Genomic DNA, 18,805 nt, shown 5'->3' with positions numbered 1-18,805 from the left:
TGAGGTTCTTCGTCGACCGTGCTAAGCCGCGTCGATCGAGCGCCAGAGCCGGCTGCGGCGGCCCGGCAGGTAGGGGGAGTCCAGGCGTTTCGCGACGATGCCGTGCAGGCCCTGCGCCTGGGCCGCCTCGAGCGCGAAGGCGCCGCCGCCGGGGAAGTAGGGCGGCGTCTGCCAGTTGCCGCCGGCCACCTCGAGCCCCTCCAGCAGTTCCCGCCGTTCGGCATAGCGGACCAGCTCCACCGTGGAGTGTCCCTCCAGCCAGAGCAGGTCGTAGGCCAGGAACTGCACCGGCGTGCGCTCGGCGGCCCGGCGCGCGGCCGCCGCGTCCCGCGGCGCCTTGCGGCGACTCAGCAGCTCAGGACTGACCCGCGCGCCGTCGAAGGCCACGATCTCGCCATCCAGTACGGCCTCGAGCGGCGCGAGCGCCTCACCCAGCGGCCGCAGCTCCGGGTACCACGAGGTGACGTCCGCGCCCTCGGCGTCGGCGATCCTGACCCGCCCGCCGGAGACGAACACACACGCGCGGCGCCCGGCCCAGCTCAGCTCGTACCCCCAGTCCTGATCGTCGGGCGGCAGAGCGGCGGCCGGGGCCGCGAGCATGGGCTCGACCGCCTCGGGCATGCTCTGCCAGCCCGGCTCGGGCGGGTCCATCCGGCGGACCATCCAGTCGTTGCCGCCGGTCCGGAAGAAGACGTACCGCCCGCCGGTGCGGTCGCCGTGGAAGGTGACGCCGATTTCGTCATCGCGCCATTTATCGGTCTCGAATGTCCCCCGATCGTGGATGATCATCTGGCCGCCGCCGTACTCGCCGGCCGGGATCTCGCCCGCGAAGTCCAGATATTCGAGCGGGTGGTCCTCGGTGTGGCGGGCCAGGTGGTTTCGGGCGCGGTCGCGGGGCAGCCCGCGCGGGACCGCGAACGAGACGAGCACGCCGTCGCGCTCCAGCCGGACGTCCCAGTGCAGGCTGCGGGCGTGGTGCTGCTGGATGACGAACCTGTTGCCGGTGGTTCTGCGGGGCCGGGCGCGCGGCACGGGCTCCGGTGTGCGCCGGGCGTCCCGCCGTCGCCGGTACTCGTCCAGCTGGTCGGTCATATCGCGATTGTCCGCCGGAACTACACCGTCGTCATTCGCAGATTGTCGTACCCCCGTGCCAGGGTCGGCCCATGTACGTCGAATGGGCCGCGAACCTGCCGCACGTCGTCGCCTGGCGCAGCACGATGCCGCCCGGCGCCGTCACGCGCGTGCTTCCCGACGGCTGCCTCGACCTGATCTGGCAGGACGGCTCGGTCTTCATCGCCGGCCCGGACACCGCGGCGCAGGTCGGCACGTCGCCGGCGCGCAGCAGGCTCTTCGCGTTGCGTTTCGCGGTCGGCACCGGCCCCGGTGTGCTCGGCATCCCCGCCGACGAGTTCACCGACCGGCAGGTCCCGATCGACCAGGTCGCGGCGCCGGCCGAGGTGAGGCCGCTGGCCGAGGCCGACGATCCGGTCGCGGCGCTGGAGGGGTTCGCTCGGCGCCGCTGGCGTGATCCGGACCGAGCCATGGTCGCCGTCGCCGCCGGGGCGCGGGCGGGCCGGCCGGTCGGCGCGATCGCCGACGAGTGCGGCCTGAGCGCACGGCAGCTGCAGCGCCGGTGCCGGACCGCCTTCGGCTACGGGCCGAAGACGCTCGCCCGGATCCTGCGGCTGCAGACGGCGGTGGGCCTGGCCCGGGCGGGGCGGCCGTTCGCCGACGTGTCCGCCGTCGCGGGCTACGCCGATCAGGCACACCTGTCCCGCGACGTGAGAGCGCTGGCCGGCGTGCCGCTCGGCGAGCTGGTCGGCTAGGCGGACGGCTGCTCGGGTGTCGGTGCGAAGAGGTCGACACCGTTGCCGTCCGGGTCGGACACGACGGCGTATCGCTGACCCCAGAAGGCGTCCCACGGCTCCTTTCGGGACCGGTACCCGGCGCCGACCAGGTCGGCGTGGGTGCTGTCCACTTCAGCCGGATCGGCACAACGGAAGGCGAGGGACGCGCTCCCGCTGCCCGGCGTGAAGCCGGGATCGAACGAGAGAATCGTCTCGTGCGTGTCGAGGAGCAGCCGGAGCCCGCCCGGCAGTTCGGACTCGGCGTGTGGTTCCCGCTCCGCCCCGGGCGGGAATACCAGCCCGAGCCGGCGATAGAACGCGAGTGACTTTTCCATGTCGGCCACCGCGAGGCCGATCGCATTGAAGGTAGGTGCCATGACGGTGACGCTACGACCATCTCGGACCGATCGTATTGAACAAATCGGACGCGGACATGATCGTGGGTTCCGTGCTCCGACGGCGGCGGGTAGTGTCTTGGCTCCGACGCGTATCGAACACCCCTCGGAGGCGTTGCTGCGATGACCTTGCGCATCCTCGTCGTGGGCGCCGGCATCAGCGGCCTCGCGACGGCCCGAGGGCTTCGCATAGCGGGTTTCCGTCCGGACGTCGTCGAGGAGCTTCCGGCCACGACGGTCCCCGGCGCCGGTATCTACCTGCCCGGCAACGCGTCCCGGGCGCTGCGGCTGCTCGGCCTCGACGCGCCGCTGCGGCCGCTCGGCCACCTGATCTTCCGACAGGTCTTCCAGGACGCCGGCGGCGGTGACCTGTTCGAGCTGGATGTCGCCGCGCTCTGGGCCGGCGTGGGGGAGAGCCGCGCGCTGTCCCGTGGTGACCTGCAGCAGGTGCTGCTGACCGGAGTCGGCGGCGAGGTGCGCTACGACACGGCCGTCCGGGACCTGGAGCTCATCGACGGCGGCGTCAAGGTCGAGTTCGACAGCGGCGCCGTCGCCGAGTACGACCTCGTCGTCGGCGCCGACGGCCGGCGCTCCACGATCCGGGCCAAGGCCGGGCTGGGCGGGCCGGCGACCCCGACGGGCCAGATCGTCTACCGCAGCGTGGTCACCGGCGGCCCGCCGGTCAGCGACTGGACGGCCCTGCTCGGGCTCCGGTCCCAGTTCGTCGTGATGCCGATGGGCGGGCGGCGGCTCTACTGCCACGCCGACGAGACGGCCGGGCCCGGTACGCCGAATCCGGCGGACCCGGTGGCCCGGGTTCGGGAGCTGTTCAAGGACTTCGGCGGTCCGGTGCCGGCGATCCTCGACGCACTGGAGAAGGTGCAGGTCGCGCGCACCGACGAGGTGGTGCTCGAGGGCTGGTCGAAGGGTTCGGTCCTGCTCGTCGGTGATGCCGCTCACGCGACCGCGCCGACGCTGGCGCAGGGCGCCGCCATGGCCTTCGAGGACGCCGTGGTGCTCGGCGAGGTGCTCAAGGCCGGTGCGGACGACGTGCCGGCGGCGCTGCGTGCGTACGAGAAAAGGCGTGCGGCGCGCTGTGACCAGGTCCGGGGGTGGACCCAGGAGCGCGACCGGACCCGAGATGTGTCCCCGGCGCAGCGCGACCCTATGCTGCGCAGGCGGGGCCAGACGATCTTCGCAGACCAGTTACGGGGACTCGTCGAACCGTTCTGAGATCTGGGTGAGCTTTGGTCACCCCGCGCCCGCCGGGGGTCGGCGGGGGACTATTCTGCCTGCGAGGTACGCCTTTCCACTCGGGTGTACGCAGTGGGACGAACGAGACACCGGAGGCTATCCGTGACGACCGTTGCGCCTAAGCCGATCGTGACCCGGCCCTGGCCGGTGCGACAGCAGGTGAAGGGCTCGGCCCTCGCGCGGATCCTGCGGACGACGGACGCGAAGCAGATCGGGATCATGTACATGATCACCGCCTTCGTGTTCTATATCCTGGGCGGATTCATGGCCCTGCTCATGCGCACCGAGCTGGCTCGGCCGGGCATGCAGGTCCTGTCGCCGGAGCAGTACAACCAGCTGTTCACGATGCACGGCACGATCATGCTGCTGTTCTTCGCGACGCCGATCGTGTTCGCGTTCGCGAACTTCGTGGTGCCGATCCAGATCGGCGCGCCCGACGTGTCGTTCCCGCGGCTCAACGCGTTCGCGTACTGGCTGTACCTGTTCGGCGGCACGATCGCCGTCGCCGGGTTCCTCACGCCGCAGGGCGCGGCCGACTTCGGCTGGTTCGCCTACACGCCGCTGAGCGACTCGCTGCACTCGCCGGGCGTCGGCGGCAACATGTGGGTCGTCGGCCTGGCGATCTCGGGTCTGGGCACCATCCTCGGTGGCGTCAACATGATCACGACGATCATCACGCTGCGCGCGCCCGGCATGACGATGTTCCGGATGCCGATCTTCACGTGGAACATCCTGGTCACCAGCCTCCTGGTGATCATGGTCTTCCCGTTCCTCGCCGCGGCGCTGTTCGCGCTGGCCGCCGACCGCGTCCTCGGCGCGCACGTCTTCGACGTGGAGACCGGCGGCCCGATGCTGTGGCAGCACCTCTTCTGGTTCTTCGGCCACCCCGAGGTCTACATCGTCGCGCTGCCCTTCTTCGGCATCATCACCGAGGTCATCCCGGTCTTCAGCCGCAAGCCGGTCTTCGGCTACAAGGGCCTGGTCGGCGCGACCCTGCTGATCGCGGCCCTGTCGATGAGCGTGTGGGCGCACCACATGTTCGTCACCGGTCAGGTGCTGCTGCCGTTCTTCAGCTTCCTGAGCTTCCTCATCGCGGTACCGACGGGCATGAAGTTCTTCGTCTGGATCGGCACGATGTGGCGCGGCCAGATCAGCTTCGAGACGCCGATGCTGTTCGCACTCGGCTTCCTCGTGACGTTCCTCTTCGGTGGCCTGTCCGGCGTGCTGCTCGCGGCCCCGCCGATCGACTTCCACGTCTCGGACTCGTACTTCGTCATCGCGCACTTCCACTACGTGCTCTTCGGCACGATCGTGTTCGCGGTGTTCTCGGGCATCTACTTCTGGTTCCCGAAGATGTTCGGCCGAATGCTCGACGACCGCCTCGGCAAGATTCACTTCTGGCTGACGTTCATCGGCTTCCACGCCACGTTCCTGGTCCAGCACTGGGTGGGCGCGGAGGGCATGCCCCGCCGCTACGCGGACTACCTGCCGAGCGACGGCTTCACGTTCCTCAACACGTTCTCGACGGTCGGCTCCTTCGTCCTCGGCGCGTCGACCCTGCCGTTCATCTACAACGTGTGGAAGTCCTACAAGGTCGGCCAGCTCGTCACGGTCGACGACCCGTGGGGCGCCGGCAACTCGCTGGAGTGGGCGACCAGCTCGCCGCCTCCGCTGCGCAACTTCGACAAGATGCCCCGCATCCGCTCGGAGCGCCCGGCCTTCGACGCGAAGTTCCCGGAGCTGGCGGCCGGCTCCCAGTCGGTCGCGGGCCCGCCGGAGGGCGGCGCCCGCCCGCTGACGGCCGAGTCGGACGGCGGCGCGACCTACGTGGAAGACCTGAGCGACCACGGTAAGCACTGACCCGCAGGCACTGAAGCGACAGCGGCCCGCCCCCGGACTCAGAACCTTGAGTCCGGGGGCGGGCCCGTTTGCCGCTGCGGCCGCGCCGGCTGAGCGCGACCAAGGTCACCCGGCCCCCGGCCTGGCGGGAGGGTGTGCGGCCCGGCGGGAGGGTGTGCGGCCCGGTGGAGAGGCTGCGGCCTGGCGGAGGGGTGCGCTCAACCACTGACATGCGTTCCGCGGTCCCGGTCCTCGCTGAGTGCGCGGCCGAGTCGGCGCGGGCGCGACCTGCCAGGCAGGCTCGGGCGACCCTGGCGGGCCCGGAAGCGACAACGGCCCACCCCGAACCTCCTAGAACACCAGGAGCCCGGAGCCGGGCTGTTCCCAGCAGCGGTTTCGAAAGGGTCGAGGTCAGACGGGGTCCGGGTTTCGCCGGGGCCCGACGCAGCCCGGTCATCCTTCGAAACAGCCGAGGCCCGGGCTGGCCCGTGCGAGGTCCGGGCTGGTCTGTGCGTGGCGTGGGCTGGTCTGCGGTGAGGTCCGGGCTGGTCTGTGCGTGGCGTGGGCTGGTCTGCGGTGAGGTCCGGGCTGGCCCGCCCGAGGCCCGGGTTGATCCGCCGCGAGACCGATGTGCTCTGGCTGAGTGCGGTCGGTGCCCGGGCCAGTGGCGTCAGGGTGCCAGGAACTCGGTCGCCGGACCGGGCGCGGCGGCTGCCAGCGTGGGATCTGCCTGCGGATCACCGGCAGCCCGCCCGATCTCGCCGCCCGGGTCCCCCGGTTCGTCGGGCGCGGAAGGGACGGCCGCAACGGCTGCGCCGTTGGCGGCTGAGCCGGCCGTCGCGGCGGAGCGGGCCGCGGGAATGGAACCGGCCGCGGTGTCGGAGCCGGGCGCGGGGGCGGCGGCCGCCGCACGGCGGCGCTGGAACTCGGCCGGCAGCGTCAGAGCCGCCACCAGCAGCCCCACGCCGCCGACGGCCGCGAACCCCCAGGCCGGCGACCAGGTGTCCATCACCACGCCCGCGAGCGGCGCGCCCAGCGCCACCCCGACGGTCAGCGACGAGTTGTGCAGCCCCATCGCCTCACCTCGGGCCGACGCCGGGGTCAGCCTGCTGACCGCGTCCGCCGTCGCCGTGATCGTCGGGGCGCACAGCGCCCCCGCCGGGATCAGCAGCAGGCCCAGCAGCCACCAGTGCCCGCCCGCCAGCCCCACGGGGATCGTCAGCAGCGCCATCGGCGCGAACAGGGTCAGCGGCGACAGCCCCTGCCGCACGGTTCCGTATGCGAACCCGCCGATCAGCGAGTAGGCCGCCCACATGCCCAGCACCGCCCCGGTCCACTCGACCTCGCCGGCGTTCTGCAGCACCGCGACCACGGCCACGTCCGTGCCGCTCAGCACCAGGGTCGCCGCGCTGCTGATCGCCAGGACGGCCACCAGCCTGGGGCGCAGCCAGGTGCTGCGGTGCACCCGCTCGCCCGCCGAGATCGGGGCCTCGTCCTTGCCGCGGACCGGCGGGTTCAGCAGGTAGAGACCCACTCCGGAGACGAGGATGCCCGCGCCGACCGCCAGCATCGCCACCCGGGCGCCCGCGGTCGTGCAGACCAGGACGCCCAGCGCCGGCCCGGCCATGAACGACAGCTCGGTGGTGATCGAGTCCAGGGCGAAGGCCGGCAGGCGGTGGGACTCGGGCGCCAGCGCCGCGATCGACTGGCGGGCCACCGCGAAGGCCGGCAGGGTCAGGAAGCCGCCGACCATCGCCGCGAGCAGCAGCGCCCAGTAGGGCATGGCCTGCGCCGTCGTCCAGAACGTGACCTCGGCCACGGTGGTGAGCAGCAGCACCGGGCGCAGGCCCTTGCGGTCGGTGATCCGGCCCATCACCGGCGCGCCGATCGAGTTGCCGATGGTGAAGGCAGCGCCGACCAGGCCGGCGGCCGCATAGCCCAGGTGCAGATCCTGGGTGACGTGCAGCGTCAGGGTGACCGTGCCCGCCGTGATCGGGATACGGGCCAGCGTCGCCACGATGAGCAGCGAGCGGATGCCGCGCAGCGCGAGCGTCTCCCGGTAAGGCGTGAGTGTCATAGCGGACCTAACCTCCGCGGGACAGTCTGCGCCAGGGGTACGACAACCCCAACCCGATTAGATGTTGGTCACGTCCCGATGACCACCGGCGTGCCGGTCGTACGCACCTCGGCCTGGGTGAACTGGGCCAGCGCGGCCGTCGTCGTCGCCGCGGCGACGCCCGCCGTCAGGTCGAGCAGGACGGTCGTGGCGAAGCCGGCCGCCGCCGCGTCCAGCGCCGTCGCCCGTACGCAGTGGTCCGTCGCGATGCCCACCACGTCGACCTCGGTCACCTCGCGGGACCGCAGCCAGTCCGCCAGGGTCTCGCCGTCGGCCGTGTGGCCCTCGAAGCCCGAGTACGCCGCCGCGTGCGCGCCCTTGTGGAACACCGCCTCGACCTTCTCCGTGCCCAGCGCCGGGTGGAAATCGGCGCCTCCCGTGCCCGCGACGCAGTGGGCCGGCCACGAGTCGACGAAGTCCGGGTGGGCGCTGAAGTGGGCGCCCGGGTCCACGTGGTAGTCCTTGGTCGCCACGACGTGGTCCCAGGTGCCGGTGGTCAGCGCCGACGTGATTCCCGCGGCCACGCCGGCCCCGCCGGGTACGGCCAGCGAGCCGCCTTCGCAGAAGTCGTTCTGAACGTCGACGATGATGAGCGCGCGCGACATGACATGCCTCTCAGGAGGTCGGGACCACGGTGACCGGGATCGCCGGGTCGCCGGCGGACAGTTTCAGGCCTTCCCAGGGGATCGAGATCAGGCACTGGCGCAGGTGGCCGCGGGACTCGGCGAGCGTCGGCGCCTCCATGATCTCGCCGGCCACCACGAACGAGCGCTGCAGGAGGCGGTCGTTGGCGACGTGGTCGGGCACGCCCTGCGACACCACGATCTCCTCGGTGGCCGTACCGGTCGGCTTGTGCCGCCGGATCGCGGTCTTGCGGCCGCCGACCGTCGCCTTGTTCTCCGAGCGCTTGACCACCGCGCGGCCCTCGACCTCGACCAGCTTGTAGACCAGCCCGGCCGTCGGCGCGCCGGAGCCCGTCACGACCGCGGTGCCGGCGCCGTACATGTCGACCGGCTCGGCGGCCAGGGTGGCGATCGAGTACTCGTCCATGTCGCCGGAGACGATGATCTTCGTCTCCGTGGCGCCGAGCGAGTCGAGCAGCTCGCGGGAGTGCTGGGCCAGCACCGACAGGTCGCCCGAGTCGATCCGGACCGCGCGCAGGTCGGGCCCGGCCACCGCGATCGCGTTGCGGATGCCCTGCGCGATGTCGTAGGTGTCGACCAGCAGCGTCGTGTTCTTGCCGAGGGCCGCCACCTGCGAGGCGAACGCCGCCGGCTCGTCGTCGTGCAGCAGCGTGAACGCGTGCGCCGACGTGCCGGTGGTCGGTATGCCGTAGCGGCCGCCGGCCGCCAGGTTGGACGTCGAGGCGAAACCCGCGAGATAGGCGGCGCGGGCCGCGGCCACGGCGGCCTCCTCGTGCGTACGCCGGGAGCCCATCTCGATGATCGGCCGTCCCCGGGCGGCGGTGACCATCCGGGCCGCGCCCGCCGCGATCGCGCAGTCGTGGTTGAGCACCGACAGGATGAGCGTCTCCAGCACCACGCACTCGGCGAAGCCGCCGGACACCGTCATGATCGGGGAGCCGGGGAAGAACAGCTCGCCCTCGGCGTACCCGTCGATGTCGCCGGTGAAGCGGTAGTCCGCGAGCCAAGCCGCGGTGGTCTCGTCGACGATCCCCGATCCGCGCAGGAACTCGATGTCGACGGCGGTGAAGCGGAAGTCCCGGATGAGCTCCATGAGGCGCCCCTGGCCCGCGACCACGCCGTAGCGGCGCCCGGTGGGCAGCCGCCGGGCGAACACCTCGAAGACGCTGCGGCGGTTCGCCGTGCCGTCTTTGAGGGCGGCGCTGACCATGGTCAGCTCGTACTGGTCGGTCAGCAGCGCGGGCGCGAAAGGGGTCACTGATCCACCTTAGGCGTGCCGCGCCGGCCCGTCTCACTGCGGGAACAGGCGAAGCGCGGGCGCCAGCTCGATCCGCCCGTTCACGCCCAGCTTGGTGTAGACCCGCTGCAAATGGTTCTCCACCGTGCGTGGCGACAGGTAGAGCCGGTCGGCGATCTCCCGGCTCCGAACGCCCTCGGCGGCGAGCTCGGCCACCTGGCGCTCGCGCACGGTCAGCGCCGGCTGGACCGCCAGCAGCGCGGGCGTGCGCATCGTGCCGCAGCGGCTCAGGACGTCGGCCATCAGCGTGCTCGCGGCCAGCGCCCGCGGGTCCCGGGCCTGGCGGAAGATCCGGACCGCGCCGGCCGCGGCCTCCGCCGCGAAGAGCTGGTGGCCGAGCACCGCGAACTCGCGGGCGACCGCGAACAGGTCCTCGGCGGCCTCGTCCGCGCAGGCCCGGGCGTGCCTGATCAGCAGCGGTGCCGCGCACCCGCCGACCGTCCCGGCGAGGGCGGTCATCCGGTCCGCGGCCAGGTCCGGGCGCCCGAGCCGGACCAGATCGTAGAGGGCGAGCAGCTCATGGCCGTGGAAGCCGTCGGCCCGCGCCCGGGTCGCGGAGCCGCGCAGCACCTGTACGGCCGCGGCGAGTTCCCCCTGGCACACCAGCGTCCACGCGCGGGCCTGCTCCCACCACGGGTAGTAGAGCCCGACCGCGCCGCCAGAGGCCGACTCTGCGACGGCCAGCGCGTCGACGGCCAGCGTGACCTGACCGAGCAGCGCCGCCACGTTGGCGCGGGCGAAGTGTGCGCTGCCGTCGTAGACGCGGGCCGGGGCGAGCGCCGCGCAGGCCTGCTCGGTGGCGCGTAGCGCCTCGTCGGTGCGCCCGCGCAGCAGCGCGGCCCGGGCCTGCAGCAGCGACACCCAGCCGGAGCCGAATCCGAAGCCGCCGGCCTGGGCGAGGTGTGCGAACTCCGCCGCCAGGATCCGGTCGATGCCCGGCAGGTCCAGCGACACGCTGACCAGGGTGCCCTCGGCCATCTGCAGCGCGTACTGCACCGCCGGGGTGTCGCGCCGCCAGGCCGCCGTGTCCGCGACGACCGCGGCGATCAGCTCGGCGCTGGCGCCGGGGTCGCCGCCGGCCGCCGCGAGGAACGCCAGCACGCAACGGGCGAGCGCCTTGGTCGCGACGCCGGCCGAGGGTTCGTCGAGCACGCCACGGGCCAGGGCGCGGGCCGGTTCCAGCTCGTCGAGCTGGAGCCGGATGAACGCCTCGAGCGCGTGCACCCGGGCGGCCTCGGCCGGCACGCTCAGCTTGGCCGCGGCCAGCGTGTCGGCGGCCTCGGCCCGGCCGAGCCCGAAGAACTCGACGGCGGCGCGGGAGGTGAGCCCGCGGGCGCTGTCGTCCGGGGTGGCGTCCAGGACGGCGAGGGCCTCCTCCGGGCTGTCGGCGAAGAGCAGCACGGTGGCGAGCAGCTCGGCGGCCGGGTAGCCGCCGCCGGCGTCGTGCGCCGCCCCGGCCAGGCGCAACGCCAGGCCGATGTCGAAGCGGCCGAACGCCTGCCGGGCGGCGTCGAGCAGCAGCGCGGCGTCCTGGGCCGTACCGGAGTCCAGCCGCCAGACGGCGACCCGCAGCAGGTCGTCGCGGCGCCGGGCGCCGGTGCCCTCGACCAGGTCGGCGAGGCCGGCAAGCAGCCGCCGGGACCGGGTGACCGGGCAGCGACGGCGGACCACCTCGCCGTAGAGCGGGTGCGCGAGCCGGACGTCGCGGCGGCGCTCGTCGGCGACCACCCGGATCAGGCCGCGCTCCTCGGCGGCCTCCACGTCCCGGGGCTCCGCGCCGCGCAGCAGCAGCGCCAGCCCGAGCGGCTCGCCGAACGAGACCAGCTCGAGCACGTCGCGGACGCCGGCCGTCAGCCCGCCGATCCGGGCGTCGACCAGGTCGGCGAGGCTCGGCGCCAGCGTCAGGCGGCCGGTCCAGCGCCAGAACCCGTACGTCCGGATCAGCTCGCCGCCGCCGACCGCCGCCAGCACCAGTTCGCGCAGCAGCAGCGGGTTGCCGCCGCCCAGGCGGGCGAGCCGCTGCGCCGATCCGGCCTCGACCGGCCCGCCGACCAGCGCGGTGAGCAGTTCCCGCGACTCCTCGTCGGTGAGCGGCGCCAGCTCGGCGTGGCTCAGCAGGCCCTCGGTCCACAGTGCGCTGATCGGCGTGGGCACGGGCTCGGCGATCCGCAGCGCGCCCAGCAGCGTGGCGCCCTCCCGAACCAGCAGGTGGGCGAGCGCGGCGGAGGGCGGGTCGAGCAGGTGGGCGTCGTCGATCGCCAGCACTATCGGCCGGTCGCCCGCCGTGGCGTGCAGGCCGTCGACCGCCCAGCGCAGCAGCCCGGCCGGGGAGAGCCCGGCGGGCACGTCGGGCGGCAGGATCTGGGCGAGGCCGCCGAACGGCAGCCCGGAACTGGCGATGTTGGCCGAGGCGCAGTGCACCGAATACTGCTCGGCCGGCAGTTCGGAGACGGCCTGGTGCAGCAGGCGGCTCTTGCCGATGCCGGCGGCCCCACTGAGGATCAGGCCGCGGTCCGAGCCGATCGTCGCGGCGCTCGTGAGACGGGCCAACTCGTCGGCGCGACCGACGAATTCCCAGTGCTCCACCGAGCCAGCATATCGAGATCCGTCATCTTCAGGTCACGCTCAGACTACGTTCCAAAATGAGTATCCAAGGTCGAAACGGTGAGTAATCAGACATCTGTCTGGGCCCCCGGCGGTCCCATACGGTTCGGCGGTGCCGGCGTGGCTGCCCGGGCTCAGCCTGGCGGGGCGGGCCCGGGCGCCCGCCGGTCTCCCCGCCCGCGGTCGCCTGCCCCGCGCGGTCCCCGGCGGGCGTGGCGCGGGCTCGGGGCCGCGCCATCTCCCGCCTTCGCGACGCGCATGGGTCCAGCGGTTCGACCCCTGGCCGAATCGGCGTGGCACGATGGGGGCATGGCGTTGCCTCAGGTCGCTCCCGTCGAGACGCCGCAGATCGAGGAGGTACCCGCCGATGACCGGCCGTGGGTAACGATCGTCTGGGACGATCCGGTCAATCTGATGTCGTACGTGACCTGGGTCTTCCAGAAGCTGTTCGGCTACAGCCACGACAGGGCCGAGCAACTGATGATGGACGTGCATAACAAGGGCAAGGCGGTCGTCTCCAGCGGCGCGCGCGAGCGCATGGAGATGGACGCTTCGCAACTCCACGGCTACGGTCTGTGGGCGACGGTTGACCGGGCGTGAGTTGGCAGGTGGACTGACAGATGTTCCGACGCAACGGCAGCCAGTGCGTTGCCATGTTCGCCGTCGACGAGGTGCGCGTGCTGCGCAAGGTCGCCGGCGAGGTCGTGGGGCTGCTCATGGACGGCTTCGACCACACCGATCCGGTGGTCGGCCGGCTCTTCCCGGACATCTACCCGGACCGGCCGGAGGACTCCGCCGAGTTCCGCCTCTACACCGAGGGTGACCTCAAGACGGGCAAGATCGACCAGGCCGGCGCCATCCTCGCCGCGCTGCCCGACGACGGGCCGGGCGAGGTGAGCCTGGACGGCGAGGAGGCCGAGGCCTGGCTGCGCGCGATCAACGACGCGCGCCTGGCAATGGGGACCCGGCTCGACATCCAGGGCGACACCGACCTGAACGACGAACTGGACGAGGCCGTCGTCCACGACCCCGCGTCGAGCCGGGTCTTCCAGCTCTCCGTCTACGCGTACCTGGGCTATCTGCAGGAATCGCTGCTGAACGCGCTGCCGGAGATCGACGAACGCTAGGCCGCGTCGAGCCGGGCCTGCTCGGCGCCGGTCAGGATCAGCTCCGGCGCCCGGGCCGAGTCGATGATCGACTCGGGCCGGCTGGCGCCCGGGATCGGGACGACGTGCGGGCTCTTGGCCAGCATCCACGCCAGCGCCACCCGTTGCGGGCTGACCCCGTGCGCGGCGGCGACCCCGGCGAATTCGCCGAACCGGTCGCCCAGCTCGCCCGCCCGGGCGATGCCGCCGAGCGGCGAATACGGCAGGAAGGCGATCCCCAGCTCGTCGCAGAGCCGCAGCTCGGGCTCCGAGGAGCGGAACGCGGGCGAGAACTGGTTCTGCACCGCGGCGAGCCGGCCGCCGAGGATCTGCCGCGCCTGCCGGATCTGCTCGACATTCGCGTTCGAGATGCCGGCCAGCCGGATCTTGCCCTCGTCGAGCAGGTCGCGGACGGCGCCGACCGACTCCGCGTACGGGATCCGGGGGTCCGGGCGGTGGAACTGGTAGAGGCCGATCGCGTCGACGCCGAGCCGCTTCAGCGAGCCCTCGACGGCCTCGCGCAGGTGCGCGGGGGAGCCGTCGACGGTCCACGAGCCGTCGCCGGGGCGCAGGTGCCCGCCCTTGGTGGCGACCAGCACGCCGGAGGTGTCGCCGCCCCAGCTCGCCAGCGCCTGGGCGATCAGCGTCTCGTTGTGCCCGACCTCGTCGGCGTGGACGTGGTAGGCATCGGCCGTGTCGAACAGGGTCACGCCGGCGTCGAGCGCGGCGTGCACGGTCCGGACCGAGCGGTCGATCTCGGGGCGCCCCTCGATGGACATCGGCATGCCACCGAGCCCGACGGCGCCCACCTGGACGTTTCCTATGATTCGCTGCTTCATTCCCCAGGCATACCCCGGTCGTCGATCGGTACGCGCGTGAGCACTGCCACGCCCGGTGCGCCGCGGGGTCACGGTAATGTGAACACCGTGCTGACCATCGACAGCGCGATCGTCGACGCGATCGTCGCCCACGCCCGCCGGGACCACCCCGACGAGGCCTGCGGCGTGGTCGCCGGAGCGATCGGCAGTGACCTGCCCACCCGGCACATCGCGATGGACAACGCGGCCCGGTCGATGACCTTCTACGAGTTCGACTCGATGGAGCAGTTGCGGATCTGGCGCGAGATGGACGACAACGACGAGGAGCCGGTGGTCATCTACCACTCGCACACCGCGACGGAGGCGTACCCGTCCCGCACCGACATCTCCTTCGCCGGCGAACCGGGTGCCCATTACGTACTGGTATCGACCCGCGAGCCGGACTCCGAGGAGATCCGCTCGTTCCGTATCGTGGACGGTGTGGTGACCGAGGAAGAGGTCAACATCGTGGATGCGACGGTGGACGCGTGAGTGGGAGTGCGGACGGCTACGCCGTCCAGTCGTACATGTTCGGGCAGAGCCCGGCCTCGGTCTACTACGAGTGTCGCTGACGCGACCTCTGCCGGCCTGCCCCCGAACTCTCTCGACTTCTCTCTTTCTAGGAGCATCACAACCATGGCTATCGAAGTTCGCGTCCCGACCATCCTGCGCAGCTACACCGGCGGTTCGAAGGTCGTCGAGGGCTCCGGTGCGACCCTGTCCGGCCTGATCGACGACCTCGACGCCAAGCACTCCGGCCTCAAGGGCCGGCTGCTCACGCCCGAGGGCGGCCTGCACCGTTTCGTCAACATCTACGTCAACGACGAGGACGTCCGCTTCCTGGGCGCCCTCGACGCGAAGCTGGCCGACGGCGACGCCGTGACGATCCTGCCGGCCGTCGCCGGCGGTGCCCTGGGCTTCGCCGCCGCCGCGGCCCTGCTCGGCAGCTCGTCCAACCGGAACGCCACGGCCCCTGAGCTGACCGAAGGCCGGTAAGCGATGGCTCGCTACGAGAGCCTGCTGGACGCCTGTGGGGGCACGCCGCTGGTCGGCCTGCCCCGCCTGTCGCCGACGGTGCCCGAGGGGGCACCGCCGGTCCGGCTCTGGGCCAAGCTCGAGGACCGCAACCCGACCGGCAGCATCAAGGACCGCCCGGCGCTGTTCATGGTGCGCGAGGCGGAGGAGTCCGGGCGGCTCCGTCCGGGCGACACGATCCTGGAGCCGACCAGCGGCAACACCGGCATCTCCCTGGCCATGGTCGCGAAACTGCGCGGCTACCGGCTGGTCTGCGTGATGCCGGAGAACGTCTCCTCGGAGCGCGTGCAGATCCTCCGGATGTACGGCGCGGAGATCATCTTCTCGCCGGCCGCGGGCGGGTCGAACCAGGCGGTCGCGGTGGCGAAGCAGATCGCGGCCGAGCACCCCGACTGGGTCATGCTCTTCCAGTACGGCAACCCGGGCAACGCCCGCGCCCACTACGAGACCACCGGGCCGGAGTTGCTGCACGACCTGCCGACGATCACCCACTTCGTGGCGGGCCTGGGCACCACCGGCACGCTGATGGGCACCGGCCGGTTCCTGCGGGAGAAGGTCGACGGCATCCAGATCGTCGCCGCCGAGCCGCGCTACGGCGAGCTGGTGTACGGCCTGCGCAACATCGACGAGGGCTACGTTCCCGAGCTCTACGACGAGACCGTCCTGACCCGGCGCTTCTCGGTCGGCACCCGCGACGCGGTGCTGCGGACCCGGCAGCTGGTCGAGGTCGAGGGCATCTTCGCCGGCTTCTCCAGCGGCGCGATCCTGCACGCGGCGCTGGCGGTCGCCCATGAGGCGGTCAAGGCGGGCACGCGGGCGGACGTGGCGTTCGTGGTCTGCGACGGCGGCTGGAAATACCTGTCGACGGGCGCCTACGGCGGCACCCTCGGCGAGGCGGAGGAGGCCCTGGAGGGCCAGCTCTGGGCCTGAGCGTTCGTGCGGCGCGGCCCGGGCCGCGCCGCACCGGCTCAGTAGGCCACGGCGAGCATGACGTCGGCCGCCAGCGGCACGGCCGCGCCGAGCAGCAGCATCCAGGGCAGCATCCGCCGGTGGATGGAGAGGAACGCGCCCACCGAGAACGCGACGCTCACCATGCCGAGGATGGCGAGCACGGGCACGTACCAGTCCGGCACGCCGCCGCCGATCTGCGACACCATCCCGCGGATTCCGACGCCGACGCCGCCGAGGCCGAGGAACGACGCGTAGACGGACATGGCCAGCAGTCGCCGGGCGCCCGGTGCGGGATCGTCGGCGGCCGGGAAGCGGAAGAACGCCTCTTCCTCGCCGGCCGTCTCCGGCCGGCCGGCCGGATCCCTCTCCCATCCGAACGGGACCACGTCCGGGGCGGGGGACTCCTGGACCGGAACCCGGGTCCGCCGCGGTTCTTCCACGCCCGTCGTCGCCACACTGCCTCCGATTTGACCGGTGTTGTTACTTCACCCTGTGCAACGGAATTGACTCACTTGGCGTAACGGACGAGAAAATGACCCAGCTCACGCCGGGTGTGACTTACGTTGTCGATTTAGCGACAAATCGACCAGACGTTTATGTGACGTGCTGGTCCCGGCGTAGGCTGCGCAGCGTGATTGACTGGTCTGCCGTCTCGACCGAGGGCCGATTCTTGGGGGCAAGCGTCTTTCAAGGAGCAGGGAACTTGGGCGAGTGGACGACCGAGCGTGAACCAGAGGTACCCATATGCGACTGACCGTTCTCGGCTGTGCCGGCAGTTTTCCCGGCCCCGAGGCGGCTTGTTCCGCCTACCTCGTCGAGGCCGAGGGCTTCCGGCTGCTGATCGACTTCGGCTCCGGGTCGCTTTCGGCGCTGCAGCGCTACGCGGGCATCGGGGCCGTCGACGCCATCCTGCTGACCCACCTGCACTGCGACCACATGCTGGACGCGTGCACCTACGTCGTCGTGCGCCGTTACGCACCGGGCGGCCCGATGCCCCCGCTGCCGGTCTACGCGCCGATGGGCGCCGCGGAGCGCATCTCGGCGGCGTACAGCACGGAGAACGAGCCGGTCGACGACGTGTACACGTTCTACGCCCTGCAGCCCGGCACCTTCCCGATCGGCCCGCTCACGGTCACCGTCGACCGGGTCAACCATCCCATCGAGACGTACGGCGTCCGAGTCGAGCACAACGGCGGGGTCCTGGCGTATTCGTCGGACACCGCGCCGTGCGAGTCGCTGCTGCGCCTGGCGCAGGGCGCGGACCTCTTCCTCTGCGAGGCCAGCTATCTCGACGGCGTTGACAACCCGCCTGACCTGCACCTGACCGGCGGTGAGGCGGGCGAGGCGGCCACCAAGGCCGACGTGCGCAAGCTTCTGCTGACCCATCTCGTTCCCGCCTGGGTCAGCGAGGCGTCTACTGTGGAGGCCGCTTCGGCGGCTTACGCGGGTCCGGTGGAGGTCGTCCGCCCGGGCGCCCGCTACGATCTCTGAGCCTGCCGAGGGGACGGCACGACGGACCACCGACAAGTGACTCTGGAGTGGGCTTGCATGAGCGGTCGATCGGTGGGTGAGCGCGGACTGCGCATCGTCCGACTGGCGAACTTCGTCTCACCTCGGTCGGGCGGGTTGCGCACCGCGCTGCGTAACCTCGGCGAGGGCTATCTGCGGGCGGGTCACGAGCCCATCCTGATCGTCCCCGGGCGCGAGCGCTCCGACGAGATGACCTCGCAGGGCCGCGTCATCACGCTGCCGGGCCACCGCCTGCCCCGGACGGGCGGCTACCGCGTGCTGGCCTCGCGCCGCGAGTTGACCCGGCTGCTCGACCACCTGGAGCCCGACCGGCTCGAGGTCTCCGACCGGGCGACGCTGCGCTGGACCGGTCGCTGGGCCCGCGACCGCGGGGTCGGCTCGATGATGGTGTCCCACGAGAGCCTGGCGGGCCTGCTCGGCGTCTGGGGCATGCCGGCGCGCGACTCGCTCGCCGACCGGCTCAACCGGCGCACCGCCGAGGCCTTCGACCAGATCGTCTGCACGACGGCGTTCGCCGCGGCCGAGTTCCGCCGCCTCGGCGTGCCGAACCTGGTGGAGGTGCCGCTCGGCGTCGACCTGCGCCAGTTCCACCCGAGCCGCGCCGACGCCGCGGTCCGTTCGCGGTACGCCCGCCCCGACGAGCTGCTCGTCGTCTACTGCAGCCGGCTCTCCGCGGACAAGCGCCCCGAGCTGGCGGTCGACACGGTCGCCGCGCTGCGGGCCGCCAAGGCCCCGGCCGTGCTGGTCATGGCCGGGGACGGCTCCCGCCGCGCCGCCCTGGCCTACCGGTCCGCCCGGCTGCCCGTGCGCTTCGCCGGGCACATCTCCGACCGCGACGACGTGGCCGCGCTGCTGGCCAGCGCCGACGTCGCCGTGGCGCCGGGACCGGTGGAGACGTTCGGGCTCGCCGCGCTCGAGGCCCTGGCCTGCGGCACGCCGGTGGTGGTCAACGCGGCCAGTGCCCTGCCCGAGGTCGTCGGCGAGGCGGGCATGGCGGTGCCGGGCACGCCGGAGGCCTTCGCCGAGGGCGTACGCAAGCTGATGGAACGACCGGAGGTCGAGCGGCGCGCCGCCGCCCGGGCCCGCGCCGAGCTGTTCGGCTGGCCGCAGGCCGTCGAGGGATTCCTGCGCGCGCACGATGCCGTGCCGTCGGACCGCAGCTCAGCCGTCGTGGCCCGGCAGCAGGCGCCCGCCGCGGCGTCCGAGAGGGCGCTGCGCCCGGCCGCGCCCGCGGTCGCGGCCGCCGCGTCCCGTCCCTGGGCGGCGGCACCCGGCGACGCGCTGTAGCGGC

17 protein-coding genes and 1 pseudogene are annotated in these 18,805 nt (G+C 72.3%); 10 read left to right on the top strand and 8 right to left on the bottom strand.

Translation table 11 applies throughout. The annotated features are described in order from the left end of the window. Nucleotides 1-21: 21 nt before the first annotated feature. On the bottom strand, nucleotides 22-1,092 hold the full coding sequence (locus tag AB0B58_RS29710) for a DNA polymerase ligase N-terminal domain-containing protein (protein ID WP_360230222.1): 1,071 nt from the start codon (nucleotides 1,090-1,092) through the stop codon (nucleotides 22-24). Between the two features lie 71 nt (nucleotides 1,093-1,163). On the opposite strand from AB0B58_RS29710, the gene AB0B58_RS29705 reads away from it, so the two are divergent. Further along, a complete protein-coding gene (locus tag AB0B58_RS29705) occupies nucleotides 1,164-1,826 on the top strand; it encodes a helix-turn-helix transcriptional regulator (RefSeq protein ID WP_360230220.1) in 663 nt (220 codons plus the stop codon). Here AB0B58_RS29705 and AB0B58_RS29700 read toward each other — a convergent pair. Then, nucleotides 1,823-2,224, bottom strand: coding sequence for a VOC family protein (locus AB0B58_RS29700; RefSeq protein ID WP_360230218.1), 402 nt, complete (start codon nucleotides 2,222-2,224; stop codon nucleotides 1,823-1,825). The two genes, AB0B58_RS29705 and AB0B58_RS29700, sit on opposite strands and share 4 nt — an antisense overlap. A gap of 141 nt (nucleotides 2,225-2,365) precedes the next feature. Here AB0B58_RS29700 and AB0B58_RS29695 point away from each other — a divergent pair, with 141 nt between their 5' ends. Beyond that, nucleotides 2,366-3,475 (top strand): FAD-dependent monooxygenase, encoded by a 1,110-nt coding sequence (locus tag AB0B58_RS29695; protein WP_360230216.1) that lies wholly within the window; start codon nucleotides 2,366-2,368, stop codon nucleotides 3,473-3,475. 123 nt (nucleotides 3,476-3,598) lie between these two features. Further along, complete coding sequence (gene ctaD / locus AB0B58_RS29690; protein ID WP_360230214.1) at nucleotides 3,599-5,356, top strand: cytochrome c oxidase subunit I; 1,758 nt, start codon at nucleotides 3,599-3,601, stop codon at nucleotides 5,354-5,356. Between the two features lie 649 nt (nucleotides 5,357-6,005). Here the strand turns inward: ctaD and AB0B58_RS29685 are convergent. The 4 genes from AB0B58_RS29685 to AB0B58_RS29670 all read right to left on the bottom strand — a co-directional run bounded on the left by AB0B58_RS29685 (nucleotide 6,006) and on the right by AB0B58_RS29670 (nucleotide 11,978). Then, nucleotides 6,006-7,412 (bottom strand): MFS transporter, encoded by a 1,407-nt coding sequence (locus AB0B58_RS29685; protein ID WP_360230212.1) that lies wholly within the window; start codon nucleotides 7,410-7,412, stop codon nucleotides 6,006-6,008. A 68-nt stretch (nucleotides 7,413-7,480) separates the two neighbouring features. Then, nucleotides 7,481-8,056, bottom strand: coding sequence for an isochorismatase family protein (locus AB0B58_RS29680; protein ID WP_360230210.1), 576 nt, complete (start codon nucleotides 8,054-8,056; stop codon nucleotides 7,481-7,483). Nucleotides 8,057-8,066: 10 nt separating this feature from the next. After that, nucleotides 8,067-9,353 (bottom strand): nicotinate phosphoribosyltransferase, encoded by a 1,287-nt coding sequence (locus tag AB0B58_RS29675; protein ID WP_360230208.1) that lies wholly within the window; start codon nucleotides 9,351-9,353, stop codon nucleotides 8,067-8,069. Nucleotides 9,354-9,386: 33 nt separating this feature from the next. Further along, nucleotides 9,387-11,978: a LuxR C-terminal-related transcriptional regulator gene (locus AB0B58_RS29670; RefSeq protein ID WP_360230206.1), complete on the bottom strand. Its 2,592-nt coding sequence runs from the start codon at nucleotides 11,976-11,978 to the stop codon at nucleotides 9,387-9,389. Between the two features lie 327 nt (nucleotides 11,979-12,305). On the opposite strand from AB0B58_RS29670, the gene clpS reads away from it, so the two are divergent. Both clpS and AB0B58_RS29660 read left to right on the top strand, forming a co-directional pair. After that, nucleotides 12,306-12,596, top strand: a complete 291-nt coding sequence (gene clpS, locus AB0B58_RS29665; protein ID WP_360230204.1) for an ATP-dependent Clp protease adapter ClpS — start codon at nucleotides 12,306-12,308, stop codon at nucleotides 12,594-12,596. A 20-nt stretch (nucleotides 12,597-12,616) separates the two neighbouring features. Beyond that, a complete protein-coding gene (locus AB0B58_RS29660) occupies nucleotides 12,617-13,123 on the top strand; it encodes a DUF2017 domain-containing protein (RefSeq protein WP_360230202.1) in 507 nt (168 codons plus the stop codon). On the opposite strand, the gene AB0B58_RS29655 is transcribed toward AB0B58_RS29660, so the two are convergent. Further along, the gene (locus tag AB0B58_RS29655) at nucleotides 13,120-13,980 is read right to left on the bottom strand and encodes an aldo/keto reductase (protein ID WP_360230200.1); all 861 of its coding nucleotides are present in this window, start codon (nucleotides 13,978-13,980) and stop codon (nucleotides 13,120-13,122) included. The genes AB0B58_RS29660 and AB0B58_RS29655 overlap by 4 nt on opposite strands. An 87-nt stretch (nucleotides 13,981-14,067) precedes the next feature. Here AB0B58_RS29655 and AB0B58_RS29650 point away from each other — a divergent pair. From AB0B58_RS29650 to AB0B58_RS29640, 3 genes and pseudogenes are all read left to right on the top strand, one after another. Further along, nucleotides 14,068-14,570: pseudogene (locus AB0B58_RS29650) on the top strand (M67 family metallopeptidase). 64 nt (nucleotides 14,571-14,634) lie between these two features. After that, the gene (locus AB0B58_RS29645; protein WP_360230198.1) at nucleotides 14,635-14,994 is read left to right on the top strand and encodes a MoaD/ThiS family protein; all 360 of its coding nucleotides are present in this window, start codon (nucleotides 14,635-14,637) and stop codon (nucleotides 14,992-14,994) included. A 3-nt stretch (nucleotides 14,995-14,997) separates the two neighbouring features. Continuing rightward, nucleotides 14,998-15,963, top strand: a complete 966-nt coding sequence (locus AB0B58_RS29640) for a cysteine synthase (protein ID WP_360230196.1) — start codon at nucleotides 14,998-15,000, stop codon at nucleotides 15,961-15,963. Nucleotides 15,964-16,001: 38 nt separating this feature from the next. On the opposite strand, the gene AB0B58_RS29635 is transcribed toward AB0B58_RS29640, so the two are convergent. Further along, a complete protein-coding gene (locus AB0B58_RS29635; RefSeq protein WP_360230194.1) occupies nucleotides 16,002-16,439 on the bottom strand; it encodes a hypothetical protein in 438 nt (145 codons plus the stop codon). Between the two features lie 289 nt (nucleotides 16,440-16,728). Here AB0B58_RS29635 and AB0B58_RS29630 point away from each other — a divergent pair, with 289 nt between their 5' ends. Further along, the gene (locus tag AB0B58_RS29630; protein WP_360230192.1) at nucleotides 16,729-17,475 is read left to right on the top strand and encodes an MBL fold metallo-hydrolase; all 747 of its coding nucleotides are present in this window, start codon (nucleotides 16,729-16,731) and stop codon (nucleotides 17,473-17,475) included. A 57-nt stretch (nucleotides 17,476-17,532) separates the two neighbouring features. Further along, nucleotides 17,533-18,801, top strand: a complete 1,269-nt coding sequence (locus AB0B58_RS29625) for a glycosyltransferase (RefSeq protein WP_360230190.1) — start codon at nucleotides 17,533-17,535, stop codon at nucleotides 18,799-18,801. Nucleotides 18,802-18,805 lie beyond the last annotated feature (4 nt).

This window comes from Actinoplanes sp. NPDC049118, from assembly GCF_040648555.1.
Taxonomy (GTDB): domain Bacteria; phylum Actinomycetota; class Actinomycetes; order Mycobacteriales; family Micromonosporaceae; genus Actinoplanes.
This window is presented reverse-complemented; position numbering and strand designations above follow the sequence as displayed.

Excerpts from the sequence above, each read along its gene's own strand:
- AB0B58_RS29695 (WP_360230216.1), top strand. The coding sequence starts at position 2,366 with ATGACCTTGCGCATCCTCGTCGTGGGCGCCGGCATCAGCGGCCTCGCG.
- AB0B58_RS29700 (WP_360230218.1), bottom strand. The coding sequence starts at position 2,224 with ATGGCACCTACCTTCAATGCGATCGGCCTCGCGGTGGCCGACATGGAA.
- AB0B58_RS29630 (WP_360230192.1), top strand. The coding sequence starts at position 16,729 with ATGCGACTGACCGTTCTCGGCTGTGCCGGCAGTTTTCCCGGCCCCGAG.
- AB0B58_RS29660 (WP_360230202.1), top strand. The coding sequence starts at position 12,617 with ATGTTCCGACGCAACGGCAGCCAGTGCGTTGCCATGTTCGCCGTCGAC.
- AB0B58_RS29655 (WP_360230200.1), bottom strand. The coding sequence starts at position 13,980 with ATGAAGCAGCGAATCATAGGAAACGTCCAGGTGGGCGCCGTCGGGCTC.
- AB0B58_RS29705 (WP_360230220.1), top strand. The coding sequence starts at position 1,164 with ATGTACGTCGAATGGGCCGCGAACCTGCCGCACGTCGTCGCCTGGCGC.
- AB0B58_RS29710 (WP_360230222.1), bottom strand. The coding sequence starts at position 1,092 with ATGACCGACCAGCTGGACGAGTACCGGCGACGGCGGGACGCCCGGCGC.
- AB0B58_RS29680 (WP_360230210.1), bottom strand. The coding sequence starts at position 8,056 with ATGTCGCGCGCGCTCATCATCGTCGACGTTCAGAACGACTTCTGCGAA.
- AB0B58_RS29640 (WP_360230196.1), top strand. The coding sequence starts at position 14,998 with ATGGCTCGCTACGAGAGCCTGCTGGACGCCTGTGGGGGCACGCCGCTG.
- AB0B58_RS29685 (WP_360230212.1), bottom strand. The coding sequence starts at position 7,412 with ATGACACTCACGCCTTACCGGGAGACGCTCGCGCTGCGCGGCATCCGC.
- clpS (WP_360230204.1), top strand. The coding sequence starts at position 12,306 with ATGGCGTTGCCTCAGGTCGCTCCCGTCGAGACGCCGCAGATCGAGGAG.
- AB0B58_RS29645 (WP_360230198.1), top strand. The coding sequence starts at position 14,635 with ATGGCTATCGAAGTTCGCGTCCCGACCATCCTGCGCAGCTACACCGGC.
- AB0B58_RS29625 (WP_360230190.1), top strand. The coding sequence starts at position 17,533 with ATGAGCGGTCGATCGGTGGGTGAGCGCGGACTGCGCATCGTCCGACTG.